General features: G+C 39.5%; 20 protein-coding genes. 9 read left to right on the top strand and 11 right to left on the bottom strand.

The window, feature by feature from the left end:
• The first annotated feature begins 57 nt into the window (after positions 1 to 57).
• The 8 genes from EG365_RS03100 (at position 58) to EG365_RS03135 (ending at position 7061) form a co-directional block, all read left to right on the top strand.
• Positions 58 to 480, top strand: a complete 423-nt coding sequence (locus EG365_RS03100) for an MCR_0457 family protein (RefSeq protein WP_000480885.1) — start codon at positions 58 to 60, stop codon at positions 478 to 480.
• 126 nt (positions 481 to 606) lie between these two features.
• On the top strand, positions 607 to 1755 hold the full coding sequence (gene dacC / locus EG365_RS03105) for a D-alanyl-D-alanine carboxypeptidase PBP5/6 (protein ID WP_000197256.1): 1149 nt from the start codon (positions 607 to 609) through the stop codon (positions 1753 to 1755).
• Positions 1756 to 1854: 99 nt separating this feature from the next.
• Positions 1855 to 2400 (top strand): gamma carbonic anhydrase family protein, encoded by a 546-nt coding sequence (locus tag EG365_RS03110; protein WP_001107201.1) that lies wholly within the window; start codon positions 1855 to 1857, stop codon positions 2398 to 2400.
• A gap of 119 nt (positions 2401 to 2519) precedes the next feature.
• Entirely contained in the window at positions 2520 to 3008 is a 489-nt protein-coding gene (locus tag EG365_RS03115; protein WP_000741964.1) for an NUDIX hydrolase, read from the top strand.
• A gap of 4 nt (positions 3009 to 3012) precedes the next feature.
• Positions 3013 to 4146 carry a tRNA 2-thiouridine(34) synthase MnmA gene (gene mnmA, locus EG365_RS03120; RefSeq protein ID WP_001187603.1) on the top strand — a complete coding sequence of 378 codons (1134 nt, stop codon included), beginning with the start codon at positions 3013 to 3015 and terminating at the stop codon, positions 4144 to 4146.
• 13 nt (positions 4147 to 4159) lie between these two features.
• On the top strand, positions 4160 to 4894 hold the full coding sequence (gene hflD, locus EG365_RS03125; protein ID WP_000229971.1) for a high frequency lysogenization protein HflD: 735 nt from the start codon (positions 4160 to 4162) through the stop codon (positions 4892 to 4894).
• Positions 4895 to 4948: 54 nt separating this feature from the next.
• The gene (gene purB / locus EG365_RS03130) at positions 4949 to 6337 is read left to right on the top strand and encodes an adenylosuccinate lyase (protein WP_000993080.1); all 1389 of its coding nucleotides are present in this window, start codon (positions 4949 to 4951) and stop codon (positions 6335 to 6337) included.
• An 82-nt stretch (positions 6338 to 6419) separates the two neighbouring features.
• On the top strand, positions 6420 to 7061 hold the full coding sequence (locus tag EG365_RS03135) for a DUF2238 domain-containing protein (protein WP_000570322.1): 642 nt from the start codon (positions 6420 to 6422) through the stop codon (positions 7059 to 7061).
• Positions 7062 to 7110: 49 nt separating this feature from the next.
• Here the strand turns inward: EG365_RS03135 and blp2 are convergent, their stop codons facing one another.
• The 8 genes from blp2 to EG365_RS03175 form a co-directional block, all read right to left on the bottom strand.
• The gene (gene blp2 / locus EG365_RS03140) at positions 7111 to 9297 is read right to left on the bottom strand and encodes an Ig-like repeat protein Blp2 (protein WP_000196843.1); all 2187 of its coding nucleotides are present in this window, start codon (positions 9295 to 9297) and stop codon (positions 7111 to 7113) included.
• A gap of 275 nt (positions 9298 to 9572) precedes the next feature.
• Complete coding sequence (gene sohB / locus EG365_RS03145; protein WP_000897185.1) at positions 9573 to 10535, bottom strand: protease SohB; 963 nt, start codon at positions 10533 to 10535, stop codon at positions 9573 to 9575.
• A 146-nt stretch (positions 10536 to 10681) separates the two neighbouring features.
• Positions 10682 to 11584 carry a phosphate ABC transporter ATP-binding protein PstB gene (gene pstB / locus EG365_RS03150; RefSeq protein ID WP_001091973.1) on the bottom strand — a complete coding sequence of 301 codons (903 nt, stop codon included), beginning with the start codon at positions 11582 to 11584 and terminating at the stop codon, positions 10682 to 10684.
• A 13-nt stretch (positions 11585 to 11597) separates the two neighbouring features.
• Positions 11598 to 12995: a phosphate ABC transporter permease PstA gene (pstA, locus tag EG365_RS03155; RefSeq protein ID WP_000107954.1), complete on the bottom strand. Its 1398-nt coding sequence runs from the start codon at positions 12993 to 12995 to the stop codon at positions 11598 to 11600.
• Positions 12992 to 14371 (bottom strand): phosphate ABC transporter permease subunit PstC, encoded by a 1380-nt coding sequence (gene pstC / locus EG365_RS03160; protein ID WP_001050723.1) that lies wholly within the window; start codon positions 14369 to 14371, stop codon positions 12992 to 12994. The genes pstA and pstC overlap by 4 nt, the downstream gene beginning before the upstream one ends.
• Positions 14372 to 14471: 100 nt before the next feature.
• Positions 14472 to 15503, bottom strand: coding sequence for a substrate-binding domain-containing protein (locus EG365_RS03165; RefSeq protein WP_001238909.1), 1032 nt, complete (start codon positions 15501 to 15503; stop codon positions 14472 to 14474).
• A gap of 455 nt (positions 15504 to 15958) precedes the next feature.
• Positions 15959 to 17338: an amino acid permease gene (locus EG365_RS03170; protein WP_000339846.1), complete on the bottom strand. Its 1380-nt coding sequence runs from the start codon at positions 17336 to 17338 to the stop codon at positions 15959 to 15961.
• 140 nt (positions 17339 to 17478) lie between these two features.
• Complete coding sequence (locus EG365_RS03175) at positions 17479 to 19200, bottom strand: alpha-keto acid decarboxylase family protein (protein ID WP_000469457.1); 1722 nt, start codon at positions 19198 to 19200, stop codon at positions 17479 to 17481.
• Between the two features lie 134 nt (positions 19201 to 19334).
• Here EG365_RS03175 and EG365_RS03180 point away from each other — a divergent pair, with 134 nt between their 5' ends.
• The gene (locus tag EG365_RS03180) at positions 19335 to 19820 is read left to right on the top strand and encodes an Lrp/AsnC family transcriptional regulator (protein WP_000357087.1); all 486 of its coding nucleotides are present in this window, start codon (positions 19335 to 19337) and stop codon (positions 19818 to 19820) included.
• Between the two features lie 71 nt (positions 19821 to 19891).
• On the opposite strand, the gene EG365_RS03185 is transcribed toward EG365_RS03180, so the two are convergent.
• The 3 genes from EG365_RS03185 to EG365_RS03195 all read right to left on the bottom strand — a co-directional run bounded on the left by EG365_RS03185 (position 19892) and on the right by EG365_RS03195 (position 24507).
• A complete protein-coding gene (locus EG365_RS03185; protein WP_001183475.1) occupies positions 19892 to 21322 on the bottom strand; it encodes an aldehyde dehydrogenase family protein in 1431 nt (476 codons plus the stop codon).
• A gap of 276 nt (positions 21323 to 21598) precedes the next feature.
• Positions 21599 to 23131, bottom strand: a complete 1533-nt coding sequence (locus EG365_RS03190) for a pyridoxal phosphate-dependent decarboxylase family protein (protein WP_000227392.1) — start codon at positions 23129 to 23131, stop codon at positions 21599 to 21601.
• 2 nt (positions 23132 to 23133) lie between these two features.
• Positions 23134 to 24507 carry a diaminobutyrate--2-oxoglutarate transaminase gene (locus EG365_RS03195; RefSeq protein WP_000117540.1) on the bottom strand — a complete coding sequence of 458 codons (1374 nt, stop codon included), beginning with the start codon at positions 24505 to 24507 and terminating at the stop codon, positions 23134 to 23136.
• Positions 24508 to 24685: the final 178 nt, after the last annotated feature.

Below are 24685 nucleotides of genomic sequence, written 5' to 3' on the forward strand. Positions count from 1 at the left end.
TAGCGTTTAAATTGTTTAAGCTATCGGCATATTTCAAATTTTTGTTTCAGGTTATCCATGTTTATGAAAAAAAGTTTAGTTCAATCACTTTCTGTTGTTTTACTCATGACAATGGCAACAGTGGGTTATGCTGCTGACAAGAAAAAAACAGCTGAAAAGAAAACTGAAAATGAAAATGTTGTTGAAGTTACACCGTCCAAAGGTACTACACCGGAAGAATTAGCAGCAATTCAAGTACTTTCTGAAATTTGCCCAAGTTTAATTGGTAAAAAAGATGCCGAATTTGCTCAAGGTTATGAGCGTCTTGTAAAAGACTATTTGCCAAATGAAGCCGATCCAGTTGCAGCTTTAGAAAAACGTAGTAAAGACAAGAGCTTCAAGAAAGTCTTAAAAGAAGCACGTAATGATGCAAAAGCTGCTGGTAACGAACAAAATACGTTAGTTTGCCAAGACGTGAAAGCTTATCAATCGCAAAACTAAATTAGTTAAAAACTCTCTAGTTACAATACTGTTTGAAAAAGCCGACTTCCCCCATAGAAGTCGGCTTTGCTTTATCCTAAAATGCTAGGCTCTTCTGCTTCATACAAGATATTGGAATTACCTAGAATGACTCGAAAAAGCGCTATTGCTGCACTCCTCCTCTTACCAAGTTTTTCTTATGCAGCAACTGTCTTATCAGCTCCGCCAGAATTAAATAATAAGTCTTATGTATTAATGGATTACGAGACAGGACAAATTCTCGCTTCTAAAAATGAAAATGAAAAGCTTGCTCCTGCTTCTATGACTAAAATGATGACAAGCTACATCATTGAACAAAAATTATTAAAAGGTGAGCTTACCGAAAATGAACAGGTTCGTATGAATGAATCTGCTTGGTGTAAAGGCAGTAGTTCTGAATCATGTATGTATGTTCCATTAAATGGCACAGCAACTGTTTTAGAAATGCTTCGCGGTATTATTATCCAGTCAGGTAATGATGCATCAAAAGCAATGGCTGAACATATTGCTGGGAATGAAGGTACTTTTGCTCACATGATGAACCAGGAAGCAAAACGTATCGGAATGACCAATACCCAGTTTATTAACTCAACTGGTATGCCAGCTGAAGGTCATTACTCAACTGCAAAAGATATGGCTGTTTTAGCACAACATATTATTAAAGACAGCTCAAAATACTACCCGATTTATTCTGAAAAAGAATTCACATTTAACGGTATCAAACAAGGTAACCGTAATGCTTTACTTTACACTGACCCAAGTGTTGATGGCTTAAAAACAGGCCATACTGATGAAGCTGGTTACTGCTTAACAACTTCAAGTAAACGCGGTCCAATGCGTTTAATCTCAGTTATTTTCGGTACACCAAGCATGTCTGAACGTGCTGACCAAACTCGTGCATTATTGGCATGGGGTTTTGCAAACTTTGAAACTGCAAATGTACAACCTGCAAACCAAGTGCTTGCAAAAGCTAAAGTTTGGTTTGGTAAAGAAAATGAAGTTCAGGTTGGTTTAGCTGAAAACTTTAATGTGACTATGCCTAAAGGCAAAGCGGACGGCATTAAAACTCAGTTGGTTGTTCAACCGAACCTAAGTGCACCACTTCAAAAAGGTCAAGTCGTTGGTAAGCTTGTTGCTAGTTTAGATGGTAAAGTTATTGCTGAAAAACCATTGGTTGCTTTAAAACCTGTTGAAGAAGCTGGTTTCTTCGCACGTTTAATTGACCATATCAAACAATTCTTCAGCAACTTATTCTAAATTTAAATAATTTTAGAATAGTTGAATTAAGCACTCATGCTATTAGCGTGAGTGCTTTTTTATTTTATACTTTTACTAAATTTTCTATTGATACTTCTCATGGCAAAAAACATCCGTCCTTATTTAGACCATCACCCACAAATTGATCCAAGCTGTTACATTGATGAAATGTCCGTGGTTGTAGGTGATGTTAAATTGGCCGAAAATGTTTCGGTGTGGCCTTTTGCAGTCATTCGCGGAGATGTAAACAGTATTCAAATTGGCAAAAACAGTAATGTACAAGACCACTGTATGCTACATGTCAGCCATAAAAATGATACAAAACCTAATGGTTCACCTCTTATTATTGGTGAAGATGTGACAGTAGGCCATCATGTTACCTTACATGGCTGTACTATTGGTAACCGCGTACTAGTCGGAATCAATACGGTTATTTTAGATGATGTTGTTATTGAAGATGATGTGATGATTGGTGCGGGAAGCTTAGTTCCGCCTCGTAAAGTCTTAAAAAGTGGTTATCTTTATGTTGGAAGCCCCGTACAACAAGTACGTCCTCTAACCGAAAAAGAATTGGCATTTTTACCTTACTCAGCAAGACATTATGTAAAAGTGCAAAATAACCATAAAGATAATCAAATAAATTAAAACAAATCGAGTTTTTCAAACGATAGAGTTATTCGCATGCTCTATCGTTTGTAAGATGACCGTAGCCAAAAACCCCTAAATTTCGTATCATACGACTTTTAAATTCATGGTGCTTTTTTATGGCCGCATGGACTCCTCATGTCACTGTCGCTACAGTCGTAGAAAAAGATGGACGCTATCTTTTTGTCGAAGAACATAGCGAAGGTTTTGTACACACAGTGTTTAATCAACCTGCTGGTCATGTGGAATGTGGTGAAACACTAACAGAAGCAGCGATCCGTGAAACGCTTGAAGAAACAGGACATCATATAGATATAGATGCCCTACTTGGTATTTATACTTATACCCCGCCTATGTTTCCGGACCGTACTTATTATCGCTTCTGCTTTTTAGCACATGTGACCCACGTCGAAAGCGACCCAAAACTTGATACAGGTATTGTTTCTGCTGTCTGGATGACTCTAGATGAACTTAAAGAATCTGCCCGTGCACGTAGTCCTCTTGTCATTAAAGCCATTGAAGACGCCATGAAAGGACAACATTATCCTTTAGCTCTTATTTATGAGCACCCTTTCTCTCCCTCATTAACTTCTCATTTGGATGCCTAGTCCTATGCAACAACGTGTCATCGTCGGTATGTCTGGTGGCGTAGATTCCTCTGTTTCTGCGGCGCTCTTACTTCAACAGGGTTATCAAGTTGAAGGCCTTTTCATGAAAAACTGGGAGGAAGATGACGGCACGGAATACTGTACGGCAATGGAAGATTTAGCCGATGCTCAAGCAGTCGCAGATAAAATCGGTATTAAGCTTCATACTGCAAACTTTGCTATGGAATATTGGGACCGCGTATTCGAACACTTCTTGGCTGAATATGCAGCCGGTCGCACTCCAAACCCAGATATCTTATGTAATAAAGAAATTAAGTTTCGCGCATTTTTAGATCATGCCATGACCTTAGGTGCAGATTTTATTGCAACAGGTCATTATGCTCGTCGTGCTGAAACTGCTTATAACTCTAAAGGTGAAGCATATGCACCTTTATTACGTGGTTTAGATAAAAATAAAGACCAAACTTATTTCTTACATGCAGTGCATGGCCGTGAAATTAATAAAACCCTTTTCCCGGTAGGGGAAATTGAAAAACCGGAAGTTCGTAGAATTGCTGAAGAACTGGACTTAGCAACTGCGAAGAAAAAAGATTCAACTGGTATATGTTTTATCGGTGAACGTCGCTTTAATGACTTCCTTAAACAATATTTACCCGCTCAACCAGGTAAAATTGTACTTGATAACGGCAAAGAAGTTGGTGAACATCACGGTCTGATGTACTATACGCTCGGTCAACGTGGCGGTATTGGTCTAGGCGGTATGAAAGGTGCATCAGAAGGTGCATGGTTTGTACTTCATAAAGATGTTGCCAATAACCGTTTAGTGGTCGGCCAAGGACATGATCACCCACTTATGCAAAGTACACAGCTTTGGAGTGAGGCCATTGACTGGGTAGCAGGCGAGCAAAATATTCCGGCTGAAGGATTACGTTGCACCGCTAAAACACGCTATCGCCAGCCTGATCAAGCTTGTACAGTGTTTATTGATGAAAATAGTGAGCATGGTGTTCGTGTTGAGTTTGATGAACCTCAACGTGCAGTTACACCAGGCCAAAGTGTTGTATTTTATTCGGATGAAGTTTGCCTAGGCGGGGGTGTTATTCACCATACAAACGCCCCTACACCAAATTTTATTTAAGGGAATGAATGGCATGGTGGAGTTACCCTTTCAACAATCACAAGCCTTGAATGTTCGCCAAAACCGTGCCCTTGCCTTGGCTGGGGTATTTCAAGCGACCCAGCTTACGCATATGACCGCCATGACAGGTCAGCAAAGTATTGGTGAAAGTGGTAACTTTTATTTTGAGTTATTAATAAAGGCGAGTTTAAATATTCGCCCTACAACAAATAATAATGCTGTTCAGACGTTGGATTTTTTTAATCAATTGGCTGATATTTCGTTGGGTCTTAAAACTCTTGAAAATTGTATCACTCAGCCTTTTACCAATGCGCCTAAATCTCGTTTGCCTAAAATGCGTAGTGCAAAACTTCCTATGTCTTATGCGATGTCACTTTTGCAGTTAGAGAAAAAGGTCTATAGCAATCCTGAATATGTGGCGATTATTGAAAAAGCGCAGCAGAAGATTTTAAAACAGCTTTCTTTTTTTGATAATAACTATTTACACCCAAGTATTTTAGCCAATTTGGCGCAAACCTATGTTGATACTGCCGGACAGATTAATCCACGCATTCTTGTTCGTGGTAATGCTGAGGCATTTAAAGATACCAACCATACCAACCGTATTCGTGCTTGTCTGTTTACGGGGCTACAAATGGCCCATTTATGGCGACAACTCGGCGGTAGTTCATGGAACATGATTTTTAGCAAACGTAAATTGCTACAGGATATTCAAGCACTTGCTCGTTTACAGTACCAAGTTATCTAAGGCTGTAACGAGATTATTTTTGTTTTATGTTTATTCCAGCATTAAGGAATCGTTATGAACGCTTTAACCGCACTATCACCATTAGATGGACGTTATGCCAGCAAATGTGATGCGCTACGCCCTTTTCTTTCTGAGTTTGGTTTAATTCATGCTCGTGTCACTGTGGAAGTGCGTTGGTTACAAGCGCTTTCTAACCGTCCGGAAATTGTTGAAGTTGCTCCTTTCTCAGCTGAAACAAATGCAGCACTAGATGCAATCGTAAGCAACTTCTCTGAAGAAGATGCGAACCGCATTAAAGAAATTGAACGCACAACTAACCATGACGTAAAAGCAGTTGAATACTTCTTGAAAGAGAAAATTGCAGGTATTGCTGAATTACAAAATGCGGGTGAGTTCATTCACTTTGCTTGTACATCAGAAGACATCAATAACTTGTCTCATGCACTTATGCTTAAAAACGGTCGTGAAGTTTTAGTATCAAGCATGAAGCAAATTTTAAATGCAATCTCTGCTTTAGCTACAACTCATGCTGAACAACCGATGTTGTCTCGTACACATGGTCAAACTGCTAGCCCAACAACTTTGGGTAAAGAAATGGCGAACGTTGCATATCGTTTAGCTCGCCAAATCAAACAATTTGAAAATGTTGAATTACTAGGCAAAATCAATGGTGCTGTAGGTAACTACAATGCTCACCTTTCTGCTTATCCAAATGTGGATTGGCCAGCGCATTCACAAGCTTTTGTTGAATCTTTAGGTTTAACATTTAACCCATATACAACTCAAATTGAGCCACACGACTACATGGCTGAATTATTTGACGCGTTACGTCGTTTCAATACAATTTTGATCGACTTTAACCGTGACGTATGGGGTTATATCTCTTTAGGTTACTTCAAGCAAAAACTTAAAGAAGGTGAAGTTGGCTCATCAACTATGCCGCACAAAGTTAACCCAATCGACTTTGAAAACTCTGAAGGTAACTTAGGTATTGCAAATGCAGTGTTGGCTCACTTAGGCGAAAAATTACCAATTTCTCGCTGGCAGCGTGACTTAACTGACTCAACTGTACTTCGTAACATGGGTGTTGGTTTTGCTCAAAGCTTAATTGCTTTTGATGCTTGCTTAAAAGGTATTGGTAAACTTGAACTCAATGCAAACCGCTTAAATGAAGATCTTGACCAAGCTCAAGAAGTTCTTGCAGAGCCAATTCAAACAGTTATGCGTCGTTATAATGTTGAAAAACCATATGAGAAGTTAAAAGCATTAACTCGTGGTCAAGCAATGACGCGTGACATGATGGTTGACTTCGTAAATGGTAACGAACTTGCTCAAGTACCAAGTGAAGAGCGTGCCCGCTTAGCTGAGCTTACACCTGCAACTTACACAGGTAATGCTGCTGAACAAGCTAAACAAATTAACGAATTAATTAGCAAAATCTAATTAAAAAAGTTATAAAAAGCGAAGCTTAGGCTTCGCTTTTTTATTACACTCATACAAATCAGAATAAAGACTTATTTATAAAATGATCGAAAAAGAATTCAAAGTTAAACACTATATTGCACTTGGCCTGCTTTTTATTGCCATTATCATTTCAGGTATTCAACCACTTGAGTTTGAGGCTTATTTGCTTCATCAAGCTGGCACTGTTTTTATGGTGATTCTGCTTTTTATTATTTTCAAAAAAATTGGACTGGATTTCTTAAGTTTTACTTTTTATCTACTGTTTTTATTAATCCATATTATTGGTGCTCACTATCTCTACTCCTACGTTCCATACAATGACTGGATACAACAGGTGTTCCATTTCAACCTAGATCAATATATGGGTTGGTCCCGCAATATGTATGATCGTTTAGTTCATCTTGCCTATGGTGTTTTGCTCTATCCTCTTATTTATCGTGTATTCCAAGTATGGTTACCCACTGCACGTCCTTTTTCTTTATTCTTACTTGTAGTCCAGTTTGTGATGGCGTCTAGTGTCTTTTATGAACTGATCGAATGGGTAATTGCAATCGGGCTATCACCTGAACAAGCTGAAAATTATAATGGGCAACAAGGTGATATGTGGGATGCACATAAAGACATGTTAATCGCTACAATTGGCGCAATCCTCTATGGGCTAATCGCTCTTCTCACAACACCAAAAAATCAAACAATAAATTAAAATTAAAAAAGCGCTCATTGAGCGCTTTTTACATGTTGTCTCAAATACCCTAAACAACTGGATAAGTTTGATCTAAAAGGTTTTGTAAAACCGAAGAAGTTGTATCAGGTAAAGGATGATCAGGATTTGATGTTATCTGACCAACTGATGCATTTACTTCGATTGGCTCAGATGCCTGAGTCGTTTTTAACGCTGTTGATGAGAGAAGCTTTGCGATTGGGTCTGATTCACTAGCCGTAGAACTTTTTAATAAATCATCTAAAGGAACCGATTTCTGCGGGTTATTCGTCTCAGTTGTTGTACTTTGCGCTGCCTTTAAAGTATGCAGTCCGACACTATCTGCCAAAGATGGCCCTTCTGTACTTAAAGTATCTACTGAAGTTTCAGACAGGCTCGCAGTTTTCGGTGCAACTACATAAAAGGTAAATGGAGAACTTGCCTCACTGGTAAGGCCTGCCGCATCAGTTTGAGTCAAAGTAATAGTATGCTTACCAAGAGCTAAGTCTTTATCAAATGTAAATGACCAAGATCTACCACTTGTTACCGTCACAACTCCAATTGCAACACCATTATCATAAATCGTAAGAGTTGCATTTGCTTCACCTGAGCCTGTAAGTTTTGGTCTAGCATCGTCAGTTTCAGAACCAGCCGTTATAGCTCCTTTAACAGCGCCTACATCATCATCTACGCTATTTAATATAGGTTTTGCTGGTGGTGTTGTATCTTTTGTACCTACAATATCAACAACTTCAGACTTATTTCCAGCATTATCTATAGCTGATACCGAAGCATGTTTATTATCCGTTAAAGCTGGTGAAATAGAAATTGTAAATTTTCCATTCGCATCCGCTGTTCCACTACCAATTACCTTCCCTGTTGTATCTTTAATTTCAATTTTGGCATTGGCCTCAGCCGTACCGGTTACAGAAGTACCATCTGTATTAATTTGAACAGTCGGTTTATCTGGTGCAATCGAGTCAAAGCCTGGCGTAATTTCAACTGGTTTAGATACATTACCAGCAGCATCTTCCACAACCACTGTGCCCTTTTGCGCCTCTTTTAAAGCAGGTGAAAGTGTAATTTGAAATTCACCTTGAGCATCGGCGGTCCCACTTCCAATCACTTTACCATCGGCATCTTTTATTTGAACTTTTGCATTTGCTTCAGTTTTACCATGGATTACCGATCCTTCTTTATTTACTTCAACAAAAGGAGATGCTGGTGGTATGGTATCTTTACCCGCAATAATTTTAACTTCCTCAGATTTGTTACCCGCAGCATCTTCGGCAACCACTTTACCGCCCGCTTCACTGGTTAATGGTGGAGTAAGTTTTAAAGAATAAATACCATCTTTATTCGCAAAAACAGTTCCTAATACTTTGCCAGTGGCATCATAAACAGTAATTTTTGCATTTGCTTCTGCTTTACCTGTCACTAAGGAACCATCATCACTCAATTGAGCTTGTGGAACATCTGGGGCAATTGTATCTTTTGTTCCTGTTACCACAGTAACTTTAGAATTATTTCCAGCCGCATCTTGGGCAATAACATTTAATTTATCCCCATTCACTAACGGCTTATCTAATTTAATCGTGTAATTTCCGCTCGCATCAGCAACACCTGAGGCCACTGTATTACCTGCTGCATCTTTAATGTAGATTTTCGCATTTGCTTCAGTTTTGCCAGTCACTGTCACAGTATCATCAGCAAGCGTAGCTGTAGGAGCAGCAGGTGCTATTAAATCGGGAGTGCTGGGTGAATCATCTTTGTCATCTTTATCAAATGCCCAAAGATATAAACCTTCAGCGGCTAAAACTGCTAAGCCTGCTTTTAGTACATTACCCATTGAAAAGCTTGGATCATTATCAACGGCCATTGTTGCAGTTGAAGGGCTGGTACTGGTATAGGCCAAATCCGTAACATGATTTAAGCCTCTATAATCTATAACCTTACCTTGAGCATCAAATTGTGCTTCAACAAATTTTCCTTGTTCAGTTGGAAAAACGAGTGAATGCTCTGTTGTATTCGTTGCTTCATTAAAGAAATTTTCTAAGACAATTGTTTCTCCATTTTTTAAATGGATGACTAGACTTCCACCCTGCTTTTCCATCGATGCGATATCTTTTTGACTTACACCAATTTGAATAATAGTAGGTTGGTTTAAAACCACCTTATTGAGCTGACCATCTTGCAGAACGTCCAAACCCTCTTTGGATGCTACAATTATTCTTGTCATTATTTCCTGTCCTAAATTTCAGTTATATTTTTAAATGTTTATCTTTTAAATGGATCATCTAAAAGCTATTTTATTGTTGCCTAAAATATCAAAATCACTTATTTATCACAATTCAATAAGTATATTTATCAACAATTTTTTTTGAATCTTTATTCAATATCTATTTTTTATAAAAATGAATGGGCATTCCGGCAATTCAAACTAAATTCTTTTAGTCTTTCGCATAAAAAAGAGCACCCCTAAAAGGCACTCTTTAATTTGAAAATATATCTTAATTAAAATTTAGTATCGCGCATTTGAACTAAAGTTGAATTCGCTTTTGCTAAAGTATCAGCCACTTTATTCATTACAGCCGGGATCAGGCTATCTGCCATTTGAGCTGCTTGTAAACCTAATTTTTCACCCAAAGTTGCTTTTTTACGGGTATTAATTACATATACATCATGCTGAGGTAACAATGCTAATAGATACTCATCGGAAGTTTGTAGTTTGTCTACAAGGTTTAAATCAAGTGCATCTTGACCATACCAATGTTCACCTGTAGCAACCTTGTCCACATTAAGCTGTGGACGATATTTCTCTACAAAGTGCTTAAACAACACATGCGTTTGTTGTAGCTCTTCTTCAAACTTCGCCTTACCTTCAGGAGTATTCTCACCAAACATGGTGACAGTACGTTTATATTGCCCTGCTGTGTAAAGTTCGAAGTCCACGTTATGTTCTTTTAAAAGACGATTAAAATTTGGTACCTGAGCCACAACACCAATCGAACCCACGACAGCAAACGGTGCAGAAATAATTTCATTTGCAATACAAGCCATCATGTAGCCGCCACTTGCCGCGACCTTATCGACACAAATCGTTAAATGAAAACCTGCATCACGCAAACGAACCAATTGAGCTGCCGCCAATCCATATCCATGAACCATACCACCAGGGCTTTCAAGACGTACCACAACACGGTCACGTCCAGCTTTAGCCGTTGCTAAAATAAGGGTGATTTCTTCACGAAGATTTTCAACCGCAGATGCCTGAATGTCACCTTTAAAATCTAAAACAAAAATTTTCTGGTTGTTCTTACGGCGAATTTTAGCTTCTTTTGCAAGTTGTTGAGCCAATTGTAAAAGTTCTAAACGACTTGCTGTGGTTTGTGCAATTTTTTTTCTCTGTTCATTTACACGTGCATTTAAATGACTGACACGTATTTCCGCAGGGAGTTTAGGCAAATGGAATAACATAAAATTCTATGCTCATAAGTTTGTCTTTATAGCCTTAAGATGTGGTTCTTTTGATTAAAATTCAATAGCGATTTTGCAAAATAGAGTCATTTTCATTTATTAAATAAAAAAAGAGCACTAGGCTCTTTTTCTTTTACAACGATCAATTAACCGAAACGGCCAGTAATGTACGCTTCTGTCAATTGATGGTCAGGCTGAGTAAATACTTTCTCTGTAGAGTTTACTTCAATCAAATCACCTAAATGGAAGTAAGCTGTACGGTCTGAAACACGCGCTGCTTGTTGCATCGAGTGCGTTACAATAACGATTGTGTATTGATCAGACAGTTCAGAAATCAGCTCTTCCACTTTTGCCGTTGCGATTGGGTCAAGTGCAGAACAAGGTTCATCCATCAAGATCACTTCTGGACTTACTGCAATTGTACGTGCAATACATAAACGTTGTTGCTGGCCACCAGATAAGCCAGTACCCGGTTGGTTTAAACGATCCTTCACTTCTTCCCATAGACCTGCTTTACGCAAGCTATTTTCAACAATTTCTTCTAGGTCATATTTGTCACGTGCTAAACCGTGTAGCTTCGGACCATATGCCACGTTATCAAAAATAGATTTAGGAAATGGATTTGGCTTTTGGAACACCATACCAACCTGTGCACGCAGCAATACAACATCCAGATTTGGATCATAGATATTTTTGTTATCTAGAGTGATCTTACCTGTCACACGACAGCCATCAATCGTGTCGTTCATACGGTTTAAAGTACGCAGGAAAGTCGATTTACCGCAGCCTGATGGCCCAATAAACGCAATTACTTCATTTTGATAAATATCTAAATCGATGCCTTTAATCGCTTCAAAGTCACCATAATAAACATGGGCATCTTGTGCACTGATCTTGATTTCGGTTGAGTTTGGCTTTTTTGAAGCATGTGGTTCAAAATGCGAAACGTACGAAGTGCCATGATGCAGTTGTGTATCTGTAAGTTGAGATTGTTCAGTATTCACTAACTTATCCTTTTCTAAGGAATTCGTAATATCAATAGTATTCATGATTTATCCTCTATTACCAACGCACTTCGAACTTTTTACGTAACCAAATTGCAAGGCTGTTTAAACCAATCATTAATGCAAGAAGTACGATAATCGCAGCAGCAGTACGGCCTTCGAAGAAGTTACGCAACTCATTACCCTGCCATAGATAAACTTGGACAGGTAAAGCAGTTGCTTGATCAAATGGGGTGGTTGGAACACTTGCAACGAATGCACTCATCCCGATTAAAAGTAAAGGTGCCGTTTCACCGAGTGCGTGTGCAACACCAATAATTGCACCCGTCATGATGCCCGGCAATGCTAACGGTAAAACATGATGGAAAACGGTTTGTACTTTAGACGCACCTAAACCTAGGGCAGCTTGTCGAATTGAAGGTGGCACAGCCTTTAAAGAAGCACGTGTTGTAATAATGACTGTTGGTAGTGTCATTAAACTTAATACTAAACCACCGACAAAAGGAGCTGACAACGGTAAATGCATCCAACCAATAAATATTGCAGCGCCCAACAAACCAAACACGATTGAAGGTACAGCAGCAAGGTTATTAATGTTGACTTCAATAATGTCTGTAATGACATTCTTTGGAGCAAACTCTTCAAGATAGATTGCGCTGGCAACACCGATTGGAATTGAAATAATGATCACAATCAGCATCATGAATAATGAACCCATGAATGCGCCTGCAAGACCACTAATCGCTGGTGAACTACGAGAGTCAGGATTCTTAAATAAAGTCGTATTAAAGGTATTTTCAAGTACACCTTTTGCTTTAAGGTCATCTGCCAACTTGCGGATTTCCGGATCAAGTTGCTGCTGGTCGTCTGGTAATGAGCGGTCAATATTACCCTTCAGCCATACATCTACATTGGCATCACCCAAGAAAGTTAGGTTCTCTTTTTTCCCAATGAGTGATGGGTCAGCAAACACCATATCACGTAAGCGATAAGCTTCAGAACTTGCATAAAGGCTACTTAAATAATCGCGTTGTGATGCAAGTGAAGGATCTTTAGCAATCATGCCATTTACGATCAGGCTATCCCAATCGACCATACCCATTTTCGTTTGCCAATCGACATAACGTTCTTGGTAATGTGCAGGTGTTTCACCTTGTGTGCGTACTGGCACTGGACCTGCATCAATTACTTTAGGATCGAAGTAGACTGGTACATTCATACTGGTTTGCCAGAATGCTGGTAACCCTTTTGCCAAAATACTGCCAAACAGTAGCGCAACGAATGCAAGACCAATAACAACTGCTGACAAACCTGCAAAGCGGAAAGCTTTTTCTTTGCGGTGACGTTTAGCCAGTGATTTTTCAATCACTTTTTTACGGCGATCACGTGCCTGAGCAGCAGCTTGTGGATCAAATACGTTCTGATCCATAGGAGACGATGTATTTGATGTACTCATTCGTATTGCTCACGGTATTTACGCACAATGTACAGTGCAACAATGTTTAATCCTAAAGTGATCACAAAGAGTGTTAATCCCAGTGCAAATGCCACCAAGGCCTGTGGGCTCGCAAAATCAGTATCACCCGTTAACTGTTTTACAATGGTTACGGTAACTGTCGAAACAGCTTCAAACGGATTTGCATGTAGAAGTGGACTGTTCCCTGCTGCCAAAACCACAATCATGGTTTCCCCTACGGCACGCGAAACAGCCAATAAAAATGCCCCTGTAATACCCGGTAAAGCTGCCGGTAAAACCACTTGGCGAATCGTTTCTGATTTCGTTGCGCCAAGTCCTAACGAACCATCACGAAGTGCACGAGGAACTTGAGTAATAATGTCATCAGACAAAGATGAAACGAATGGGATAATCATAATTCCCATTACAAAACCGGCAGTCAAAGCGCTGGTTGCATTAATTTCAATACCGACATACGCACCAGCAGCTTTAAAGAATGGCCCAATAATCATCATGGCAAAAACACCATAAACGATTGTTGGAATACCCGCTAAAACTTCAATGGTAGGTTTTGCCCATGAGCGTAACCACGGCGAAGCATACTCAGCTAAATAAATAGCAATCATTAAGCCAACAGGTACAGCAACTAATAAGGCAATACCACTGACCATGAGCGTGCCCCATAGTAATGGTAATAAACCATAACTACCTTCTGCATTACCTGAAGTACTAAAGCCGGGGTTCCATTCTGTACCAAAGAAAAAGTCGATTGGACTTACAAAATGGAAGAAGTGCATTGCCTCACCAAACATCGACATTACAATGCCGATCGTGGTTAAAATTGCAACGCCAGAACATAAGATCAAACCAACATTAATTGCACGCTCAACTTGGTTACGTGCGCGATATTCTTGGCTGATTTTCTTCTTTGCCCACACTAAGCCCAACAAAGCGGCACAGACAACAACAGCAAATTTGGCAAAAGAGCCAATAGTTTGAAATTTTGCATATTGCTGAGCAGCAGCCAACTCATAAGCCGCGGGATGATCACTTACCCCAAAACCAGAAGCGATCGCTTGAACTCGATCAACAAGTACACTTCTTGCTGCCTCATCTAGAGAAGCTGTCACAGAAGCAGGTACGTTGTTAAAGATAATATGATTTAAAATACTTGGCTCAACCAAGTTCCAAATGATCAAAATTAAAAAAGCAGGGATACCGCACCAAAGCCCAACCAGTGCGCCATAATAACCAGGACGAGAATGTAATGTCGCCGAGTTGCTTCCCTTACCTGCTAGGTGGCGGCTCTTTCTCAGCCCAAGTTGATATGCAATTGCCACAAGGGCTAACAACACACCGATAAGTAGCAGATTCATGTATTCTCCACTGTTTTCTCAATTGTCATAATTTGGGAAAAACGTGTTAGACAAAAAGGCTGATGATCGCTTGAGATCACCAGCCCCTATTCAAACCAACTTATTTAACAGTTTTACCTGCTTTAAAGTCAGCTAAAACTTTAGCGCGTTCTGCATCAGACATCGCGATTAAACCATCACGCTCAGCTTTAGAACCTTTACCAGTCGCTTTTTTGCTTAGGAAGTATTCTACGTATTGTGGTAAACCTTTAACTGATTTTAAGTGCTCGCCTTTTACATAGAAGTATAGTGGACGAGATACAGGGTATGTACCATTTAACACAGTTTTCTCAGAAGGAACTACGTTGTTTACTGTCGCTACACGTAACTTGTCACGGTTCATGTCATAGAAACTTAAACCAAATACGCCTACTGCACTTGGAGAAGTTTTTAAGCGAGCTAGAGTTTCTGTATAGTCACCAGCAATTTCAATTACACGGCCGTCTTTACGGAAAGTAGAACATGCTTTCTTTTGAGCATCTTTGTCTAGGCTCTTGAAGTATTCATACGCTTCGCAACCAGCTTCAACCATTTTTTCTTGGAAAACTTCACGCGTACCGTGGTTAGACGCAGGAATAACAAGCGTAATAGGCTCATTAGGAAGTGATTTGTCAATTTGGTTCCAGTTAGTATAAGGGTTTGGAACCAATTTACCTTTTGAAGGTAACTGTGCAGCTAAAGCAGCAAACACATGGTAAGGTTTTAATTTATAAGCTGCTTTGCTTGAGCTAGACGCAAATACAATACCGTCATAACCAATTTTGATTTCTTGAATTTGTTTTACACCAGCTTTGTTACAAGCTTCGATTTCAGTGCTTTTAATTTTACGAGAAGCGTTTGCAACGTCGATTGTGTTGTCACCAACACCTTGACAGAACTGTTTTAAACCAGCAGAAGAACCACCAGAACCTACAACAGGAGTTTTAAATTGAGGGAATGTATTACCAAACTCTTCAGCTACAACGCTGGCAAATGGTAATACAGTTGAAGAACCAGCAATTTGAATCGTATCACGAGCTGCATTTGCAGTCGTTGTTACAGCGGCCCCAGTTACTGCTAATGCAATTGCGATTTGACGTGGATTTAAGCGCATTCTGTTCTCTCTCATTAATGCAATAGGTTGTACGTCACTTTTTGTTGAGTGCTTGTACGCTCTTCGATAGCTGCATTGTGAATAGAAAATATGACAAATAAGTTACAGTATTATGACGCTTTCATGATTTTTATAATGTTCATTGTCACATTTTTAAATGTATTTTATATCAAATATTTAAGATGATTTTACAAATACTTTGATATTTAGATTTAATGGGAAATATGACAAATGTTCAAAATAATAAAATTATAATTATGCTTAAATTATAAAAACTTAAGTAATTTAATGAATTGATGTTACAAAATTATTTTATTGACACAATTCTCAATTTTTTACGTGTCACCTTTATTTTTAAAAAATTATTTCGCCCGAACATGAAAATATTATGACAAAACAAAAACGGTTATCTGTCATATGTCAGATAACCGCAATATCACTGTAAATTTAGCTTATTAGTTTGATTGTACTTCCGGCATTGCGACCATTTTTTTACGATACTTAAAGAAATACATAATCGCTAAAACAGCAAGCCAGATAGGCCCCAAAATAACAGCGAGCCTCATATCTGGTGTCATCGCCATAATAATGAGAATGAAACATACAAAGCTAATAGTTAAATAATTACTCCATGGGCTCATAATGCTTTGGAATTTGGTTTGACGCTTTTGCAATTTCATTGCTTTGGTAAATTTCAAATGCGTGACTGAGATCATAAGCCAGTTAATAACAAGCGCAGCCACAACCAACATCATAAAGAGCTGAAAAGCTTGACCTGGAATTAAATAGTTGACCACTACACAGACTGCTGTAATTGAAGCAGACACAATTGCTGCAGGGACCGGAATACCGCGGCTGTTTACTTTTTTCAAAATTGCTGGCGCATTGCCCTGCTCTGCTAAACCATGCAACATACGACTATTACAGTAAATACAACTGTTATAAACCGAAATAGCAGCAATCAAGACCACAAAGTTCAGAACATTCGCAACGCCATTACTATTGAGGGACTGGAAAATTAAGACAAACGGGCTACCGCCTTCTGCCACCATATTCCATGGATAAAGACATAAAAGAATACCGATTGCACCAATGTAAAAAATCAGGATGCGATAAACAATCTGGTTTACTGCCTTTGGAATTGTTGTTTCAGGTTTTTTCGTTTCAGCTGCTGCAATACCGATAAGCTCTAGACCACCGAATGCAAACATAATGACAGCCAAGGCCATAATAAAGCCATGAATACCATGCGGGAAGAAACCACCGTGTTGCCATAAATTTGCAACACCCGCTTGCGGACCTGCTGAGCCTGAAAGTAAAAGATAAGCACCGAAGCCAATCATACTTAAAATCGCAACAATTTTAATGCAGGAAAATAAGAACTCCGATTCCCCAAAAAAGCGGACATTTACCAAGTTAATGCCGTTAATTAAAATAAAGAAAAATAGAGCGGTCAGCCATGTCGGAATTTCTGGCCACCAAAACTGAATAAAAGTACCAATCGCACTCAGTTCAGCCATACTCACCAGTACATACAAAACCCAGTAGTTCCAGCCAGACATAAAACCAGCCATTTTGCCCCAGTATTTGTTCGCAAAATAACTAAAAGAGCCGCTTACCGGTTCTTCAACAACCATTTCACCTAAATGACGCATAATCAAAAAGGCAATAATTCCTGCAATTGCATATCCCAATAAAATTGAAGGACCTGCCAGTTTAATTGTTTGTGATAGACCTAAGAACAACCCTGTTCCGATCGCCCCTCCGAGTGCGATGAGTTGAATATGCCGATTGGATAAGCCTTGTTTTAACTCGTGCTTATTGTTTGCATCCATAACATTATCTCCAATGTTGGTGTCACTTCCTGTACACCTTTATTCAGCACTATATCCGAAGGCCAGAAACCGACCTTCGGACATAAGTTGCTTTAGTATGAGTCCATTTAATTTTTGAGAAGACGTGTCCTATCTTCTATTTAAAAAGAGATTGCATCCTTACATTTAACTGGTTGGGAACGCTCCTTTAAAATTTCGTAGCCGCGATCACCATAGTCAAAACGTGCAATCACAGAAGCAAATTTTTTCAAACTCACCGGTGCATCCATTGCTGGTAGTTTCAATTCAATAAAGGTTAATTGATCATTTTGATGAACGTTGTCTAAAACGCTCTTCAGCTGTCCAGCAGTCTCAACCACATAAGTTGTATGGCCTTTTTTACCGTTAAATACCGCTGGAATTTCAGTGTATTTCCAGTTTTGCACGTCGTTATAGGCAGCATTTTCACCCATAATTAAACGTTCAATGGTGTAGCCGCCATTGTTCAACAAAAAAATAATTGGTTTTAAACCATGGCGGATAATCGTAGAGAGTTCTTGTACCGTAAGCTGGAATGAACCATCACCAATAAACAAAATTTGACGACGCTCAGGAGCAGCTAACAAACTACCAAGCAAAGCTGGCAAGGTATAACCAATAGAACCCCAAAGCGGCTGTGCAATATATTTAGCTGTAGCAGGAAGTTTGATACCTGATAAAGCAGAGTTTGATGTTCCTACTTCACCAATAATCACATCATCTTCTTTTAAGAACCCTGAAATGTAGTTCCAAAGCACATCTTGACTAAGCTTCTGTTGGGCTGGCGCTTCAATTACTTTCTGAGGTTGTTTTTCAAGAAGAGGTATTGACGATTTACGTGGTGCAACTTTTTTATTTAGCTCGACAAGTAATTGTCCAATTTCAATACCCGGAAAATCCTGACCAAAAATATTCAAGCCATAAGATTTAATTTCGATGTAGTTCTTGGTCTCAATTTGATGCGTAAATACAGCTGAGCCTACATCGGTAAAGCGCGCGCCAACACCAATTAAACAGTCAGATTGTTCAATGATATTTTTTACATGCGGTTGGCTTGCTCCACCCACATAAGTTCCGATGTAACGAGGTGAGCCTTCATCCATAATATTTTTTGCAGTATTCATACCTGCAAATGGAATTGAGCATTTCTGAGATAAATCATTTAAAAGTGAAGTTACACCAAAAACTGAAGCCTCATTATCAATTAAAAGCGCTGGACTTTGAGCATTCTCAATAATGTCACAAAGTTTGCTTACCACACTTTGCAATAATTCAGGTTCAACAGCTGGGTAGCTTAGGTCGAGCGGACGCTCAGACACTTCAATTTTAACGTGAGTAATATCACCAGGTAGTTGGATGTGTACAGGACGGCGTTCAAGGAAACACTGACGCAATACGCGGTCAATTTCAGAAGCTGCATTTGCAGGAGTTAAACGAGTTTGGGCAACTGTGAACTCTTTCATACAGTTCATAATGTTGTCGTAGTTACCATCAACTAACGTATGATGTATGAGAGTGCCCTTTTGAACTGCATGTAAAGGTGGAATACCTGAGATATGAATAAGAGGTACATTTTCTGCATAGGCACCGGCAATACCATTAATAGCACTTAAGTCACCTACACCATAAGTGGTTGCCAAGGCAGAAAAACCGTTAATTCGTGCATAACCGTCTGCTGCATAGGCAGCATTTAATTCATTACAATTTCCAATAAATTCGAGTTGTGGGTCTGCTTCAACTTGTTCTAGATATGAGAGGTTAAAATCACCAGGTACACCAAAAAGATGTTGGATACCCATTTGTTTTAGACGAAGATTTAAAAATTCACCAATTTCTATGAACATTGCTCTATATCCTTTGAGACCAATTTTTATTCCATAGAAAAATAATATTTCATCTATCTTTTAGATTTCGTGCATAATGAAAACGCATTTTAATAAAAATACATGATTTGTGTATCATAAAAGGATTTTATGCAATGGATAAGTTCGACTGGCAAATCATTCAGGCACTACAAAAGAATGGAAGACTCACCAATCAGGAAATTGGAGATTTAATCGGTTTATCTGCTTCTCAATGTTCAAGACGACGTCAATTGCTTGAACAAAAAGGCGTGATTCTCGGTTATACGGCACGCATCCAGCAACAGGCGCTAGGACTAGAAGTTACAGCGATGATTCACATAAACTTAAGAACACACGAGGCGAAATCACAGCAGGCTTTCCAAGAGCTGATTGAAGCTGAAGATAACATTCAGGATGCTTTTTCAATTAGTGGTGATGCTGATTTTATTATAAAAGTCGTTGCTGAAAATTTAGAACAGCTTTCGCAATTTGTGACTGAAAGATTACTTTCTTATAATTTTATAGGGCACATAAAGTCTTACATTGTTCTGAAAAAAATTAAAGAACAGAATCATTTTTTAATCAAACCTAAAAGCATGAGCTATCATCACTCTCAATAAAGTAACTCAGCTTTTCACTCTTAAAAGTGAAAATAAAAAGGCGGATACTAAATCCGCCTTAAAACTAATCTTTAGACTTTACTGATGTGAACCGTTTGCCCGATCGTATTTTCAAGCAAACCTTCCAAACCAAACTCAGCGCCTAAGCCAGACATTTTCCAGCCTCCGAAAGGTGCATGAGGCAGTACTTCTGCATGGGTATTAATCCAAACTGTTCCACATTGAAGCTGTGTAGCATAGGTCTGTGCGGCTTTAAGATCAGAAGACCAGATTGAACCACCCAAACCAAACTCACTGTCATTGGCACGAGCAATAGCATCGTTGATATCGGTATATTTTAAAACAGGCAACACTGGACCAAATTGCTCTTCTTGCACCACACGGCAAGAGTCAGAAACTTCAGTCAAAATAGTTGGCGCAATAAAGTAGCCCTGCTCTGGTAGCTGTTGTTGTCCAGAGAGTGCTTTTGCACCTTGTGCAATCGCTTCAGCAATAAGAGCTTTTACCTTATTATATTGCATTTGGTTTTGTACTGGACCAAATGTTGTAGAAGACGCCATACCATCACCCACAACTTGAGCGTTGGCAATATCAGCTAACTTTTGAGATAAAGCCTCATATTGGCTTTCATGCACATATAAACGCTTTAATGCCGCACATGTTTGACCAGCATTCAAGAACGCCATATTAAAAATCTTAGCAGCAATTTCATCGATATTTGCATCTGGTAATACAATACCAGCATCATTACCACCAAGCTCTAAAGTTAAGTGTTTTAGCTGCTGAGCTGCACCAGCCATAATGTGCTGCCCTGTTCGAGTTGATCCCGTAAACACGACTTTTTGCACATCTGGATGAGAAGATAATGCTTCACCAATCTCACCAGCACCAACCACAATTGAGATTACACCTGCTGGAACTTCTTGCTGAATGATTTCACATAAACGTAAAGTCGATAATGGTGTGTATTCAGAAGGTTTGCTAATGACAACGTTACCTGCACGTAAAGCAGGCATGATATGCCAAACTGCAATCATGAGTGGCCAGTTCCATGGCGTAATTGAAGCCACTACACCCAATGGTTGGCGATGGCGTTCAATACGTTTAGTTTCACTGTCTTCAATTACTTCTACCGGTAAATCCATAGAAGCCGCATAACGCGTCCAGCCAATTGCACCTTGCACTTCCATTTGTGCCAGTGCGAGTGGTTTACCTTGTTCAAGCACCACCAGCTCTGCAAGCATTTCAGCGTGCTTTTCAATACCGTCTGCAATCTTGTTTAAAATTGATTTACGCTCATCATGCGAGACAAGCTGCCAAGCTTTAGAAGCCTGTTTAGCTGCACTAACAGCTTGATTCACTTGTGCAACTGATGCTTTTGCACAATGTGCCGCAGTTAAGCCAGTAGCAGGATTAATAATTTCCAGTTCACCTTGTTCACCTGAACAAAGTTGACCGCCAATAATAAGTTTAAATTCATTAAGCATATTCGCTTGTTGCATTTCTTCTTCCTTGTCTTAATTGTAATTACGACTTCTTACTTTATGCAAAATGGTTTAAAGCAAGTGCCGTATTGATATATCAATGCGACCAAAAAATCGGGAACATACCAATACAATAAGAAATTTGCTCACCATAAATCATGCATAATTATTTTTGTTTTTTGAAAATATGCATGTTTTGTGCATATACCCTTCTTCTGATACACACTTTTAATAAAAATAATATGTAATAAAAAAGCCCGGCAATAAACCGAGCTTTTTGGGGTATCAACTCAATTAGTCGATTGGTGGTACGTAGTTACCAGAAGCAATCGCATCTTTAATGCGTTCAGCTTCAGCCAATACTTGAGCTAAAAGGTTCTTAACGTTGTCGACAGTTACTACAGGGCTTAATGTTGTCATCTTCAATGACTGTACATTACCAACTTTTGTTACACCGATATTTGCTTCACCACGTGCAAACAATTCATCTGCTACGTTTTGGTTCAAGCTATCGATAAACTCAACTGGGTAACCTTCCGGAACAACACGGAACAATACCGAAGCAAATTGTGGTTCAACTAAAAGCTCTAAACCATCAGTTGCCTTGATGTAATCTGCAACTTCACGAGTCAGTTTTACACCATGGTCAATCATTGAACCATATAGCTCTTCGCCGAGTGATTCAATGGTCATCCACAATTTTAAAGCATCAAAACGACGAGTCGTTTGTAATGATTTAGACACAAGGTTAGGTACGCCATGCTCTTCATCATAAGCAGAGTTCAAGTACTCAGCTTCGTAGTGCATGAAACGATAGTTCGCTTCATCTTTCAACAAGAACGCGCCACAGCTAATGCTTTGGAAATAATGCTTATGGAAGTCGAGGGTAATCGAGTCAGACAACTCAATACCATCAAGCATTGCACGATAGTCATTTGACAAGATCAGTGCACCGCCCCATGCAGCATCGATATGCATCCATGAACCATACTTATTAGTAATTTCACGGATTTTTTTCAATGGATCAATTGCACCAGCATCAGTTGTACCCGCTGTCGCAACGACACAAGCAACAACTTTACCTTCAGACTGAAGATGCGCCATTGTTTTTTCAAGAGCATCAACATCCATCTGTGCATTTTCATTCACAGGAACAGTCACAACTGACTGGAAGCCCATGCCCATCATTGCCATGTTCTTTTGCACAGAGAAATGCGCATTTTCAGAACAAATGACTTTGACGTTTTTCATTGCTTCAGCTGGAATACCATCACGCTGTACAGACCATGGGTTACCATTTTCGTCTTTCCAGTTTTTCGCAATGCACCAGTCACGAGCAAGTAACACACCCATCAAGTTAGATTGAGTACCGCCAGAAGTGAAAACACCAGCCTGACCAGAACCATAACCTACTTTTTGACGCAACCAATCAATAAGCTGAACTTCCATTAATGAACCTGCCGGGCTTTGATCCCATGAGTCCATAGACTGGTTAGTTGCATTGATTAACACTTCCGCGATCTGGCTCATCACCATGGTTGGGCAGTGTAAATGTGCTAATGAGTGTGGATGGTGTACTTTCAAGCTTTTATTCAAGAAAAGCTCAATCATACGTTGAAGAGATTGTTGTACACCCATACCTTCTTTTGAAGGTTGGAAAGAAATTGCTGAACGCAACTCTTTAATGCTACCGCCTGTGTACATTTTTTCATTTTGCAACCATGCTGAAACGGCTTTTACCGCTTCGCCCATTGCTGACTCATAGTCAGCAATGGATTGTGCATCATTGCAGAGTAACGCTTTACGATGTTCTGCAAAATCCACCATACTTACGCGCCTCGCACTGCAACCAATGCTTCTGCAACTGCTTTCTTAAAGCGAGCAATTACTTCTACACACTCTTCTTGAGTAATGATGAGTGGGCAAAGTAAACGAATTACTGTACCGTTACGACCACCTTTTTCAAGCAATAACTTGTTGTTAAAGCAAGCAGTCTGGATCGCAGCCGCTAACTGAGAGTCAGCAGGGTGAGAACCGATACGGTCAGCAGGTTTACGCTCGTCAACGATTTCAACACCAATCATTAAACCGCGGCCACGTACGTTACCGATACATGGGAATTCAGTAGCTAATTTTTTCAATTCAGCTTGTAAGAATTCACCACGCTCTTGTGCATTTTGAGCAAGGTTTTGTTCCTTGATCGTTTCTAATACAACAAGACCTGTACCCATAGCAAGTTGGTTACCACGGAAAGTACCAGTGTGACCAGCAGGCTGCCAAGCATCAAATTTACGCTTAATACCTAATACTGCAAGTGGTAAACCACCACCTACTGCTTTAGACATTACAACGACATCAGGTTCAATACCGGCATGTTCAAATGCAAACATTTTTCCTGAACGAGCAAAGCCTGCTTGAACTTCGTCTAAAATTAAAACGATGTTGTGCTTTTCAGTCACTTCACGGATTTTTTGCAACCATTTTACTGGAGCTGTAACAACACCGCCTTCACCTTGAATTGCTTCAAGAATAACAGCAGCTGGCTTAGTTACACCGCTTTCAACATCTTCAATAAAGTTTTCGAAATAGTAAGTTAAAGCGTCAACACCAGCTTCACCACCTAAACCAAGTGGGCAGCGATATTCATGCGGATATGGCATGAATTGTACGCCTGGCATTAAGCCATTCACTGCATTTTTTGCACTTAAGTTACCAGTCATTGCAAGTGAACCATGAGTCATACCATGGTAACCACCAGAGAAACTGATCACTGAGCTACGGCCAGTGTAAGTTTTAGCAAGTTTAATTGCTGCCTCAGTCGCATCTGCACCAGAAGGACCACAGAACTGTAAGCAATATTCTTCTTTACCACCTGGTAAATATGCTAACAACGCTTCAGTAAACGCATCTTTTAAAGGTGTGGTTAAGTCTAAAGTATGCAATGGCAAACCACTTGCCAATGTGTCTTGAATACTTTGAATCACCGCAGGATGATTATGACCTAAAGCCAATGTACCTGCCCCAGCTAAACAATCAAGGTACTGTGTACCTTCAACATCAGTAACCCAGCAACCTTGTGCTTTCGCTATCGCTAACGGTAATTTACGTGGATAGCTACGAACATTCGATTCCATTTGACTTTGGCGAGTCAAATAATATTCGTTGGTAGCATTAGTGGCAGGGTTGACAGAAGTAACGCTCATATCGGATTACCATCTCTGATAAGGGTAGAAAGAAATAAGTCTGGTGACTTTTGGTCCTTTGACTCGGTGCTTTATAGAACTAGCGAAGACACATATTTTATATCTTGTAACTAGGAGCGCGATGATACCTAATTTTGCAAGAAAAAAAACGTCTTTTGTGTACTTTACTCATCTAATC

This window comes from Acinetobacter sp. FDAARGOS_494 (genome assembly GCF_003812225.1).
GTDB classification, from domain to species: Bacteria; Pseudomonadota; Gammaproteobacteria; order Pseudomonadales; family Moraxellaceae; genus Acinetobacter; species Acinetobacter baumannii.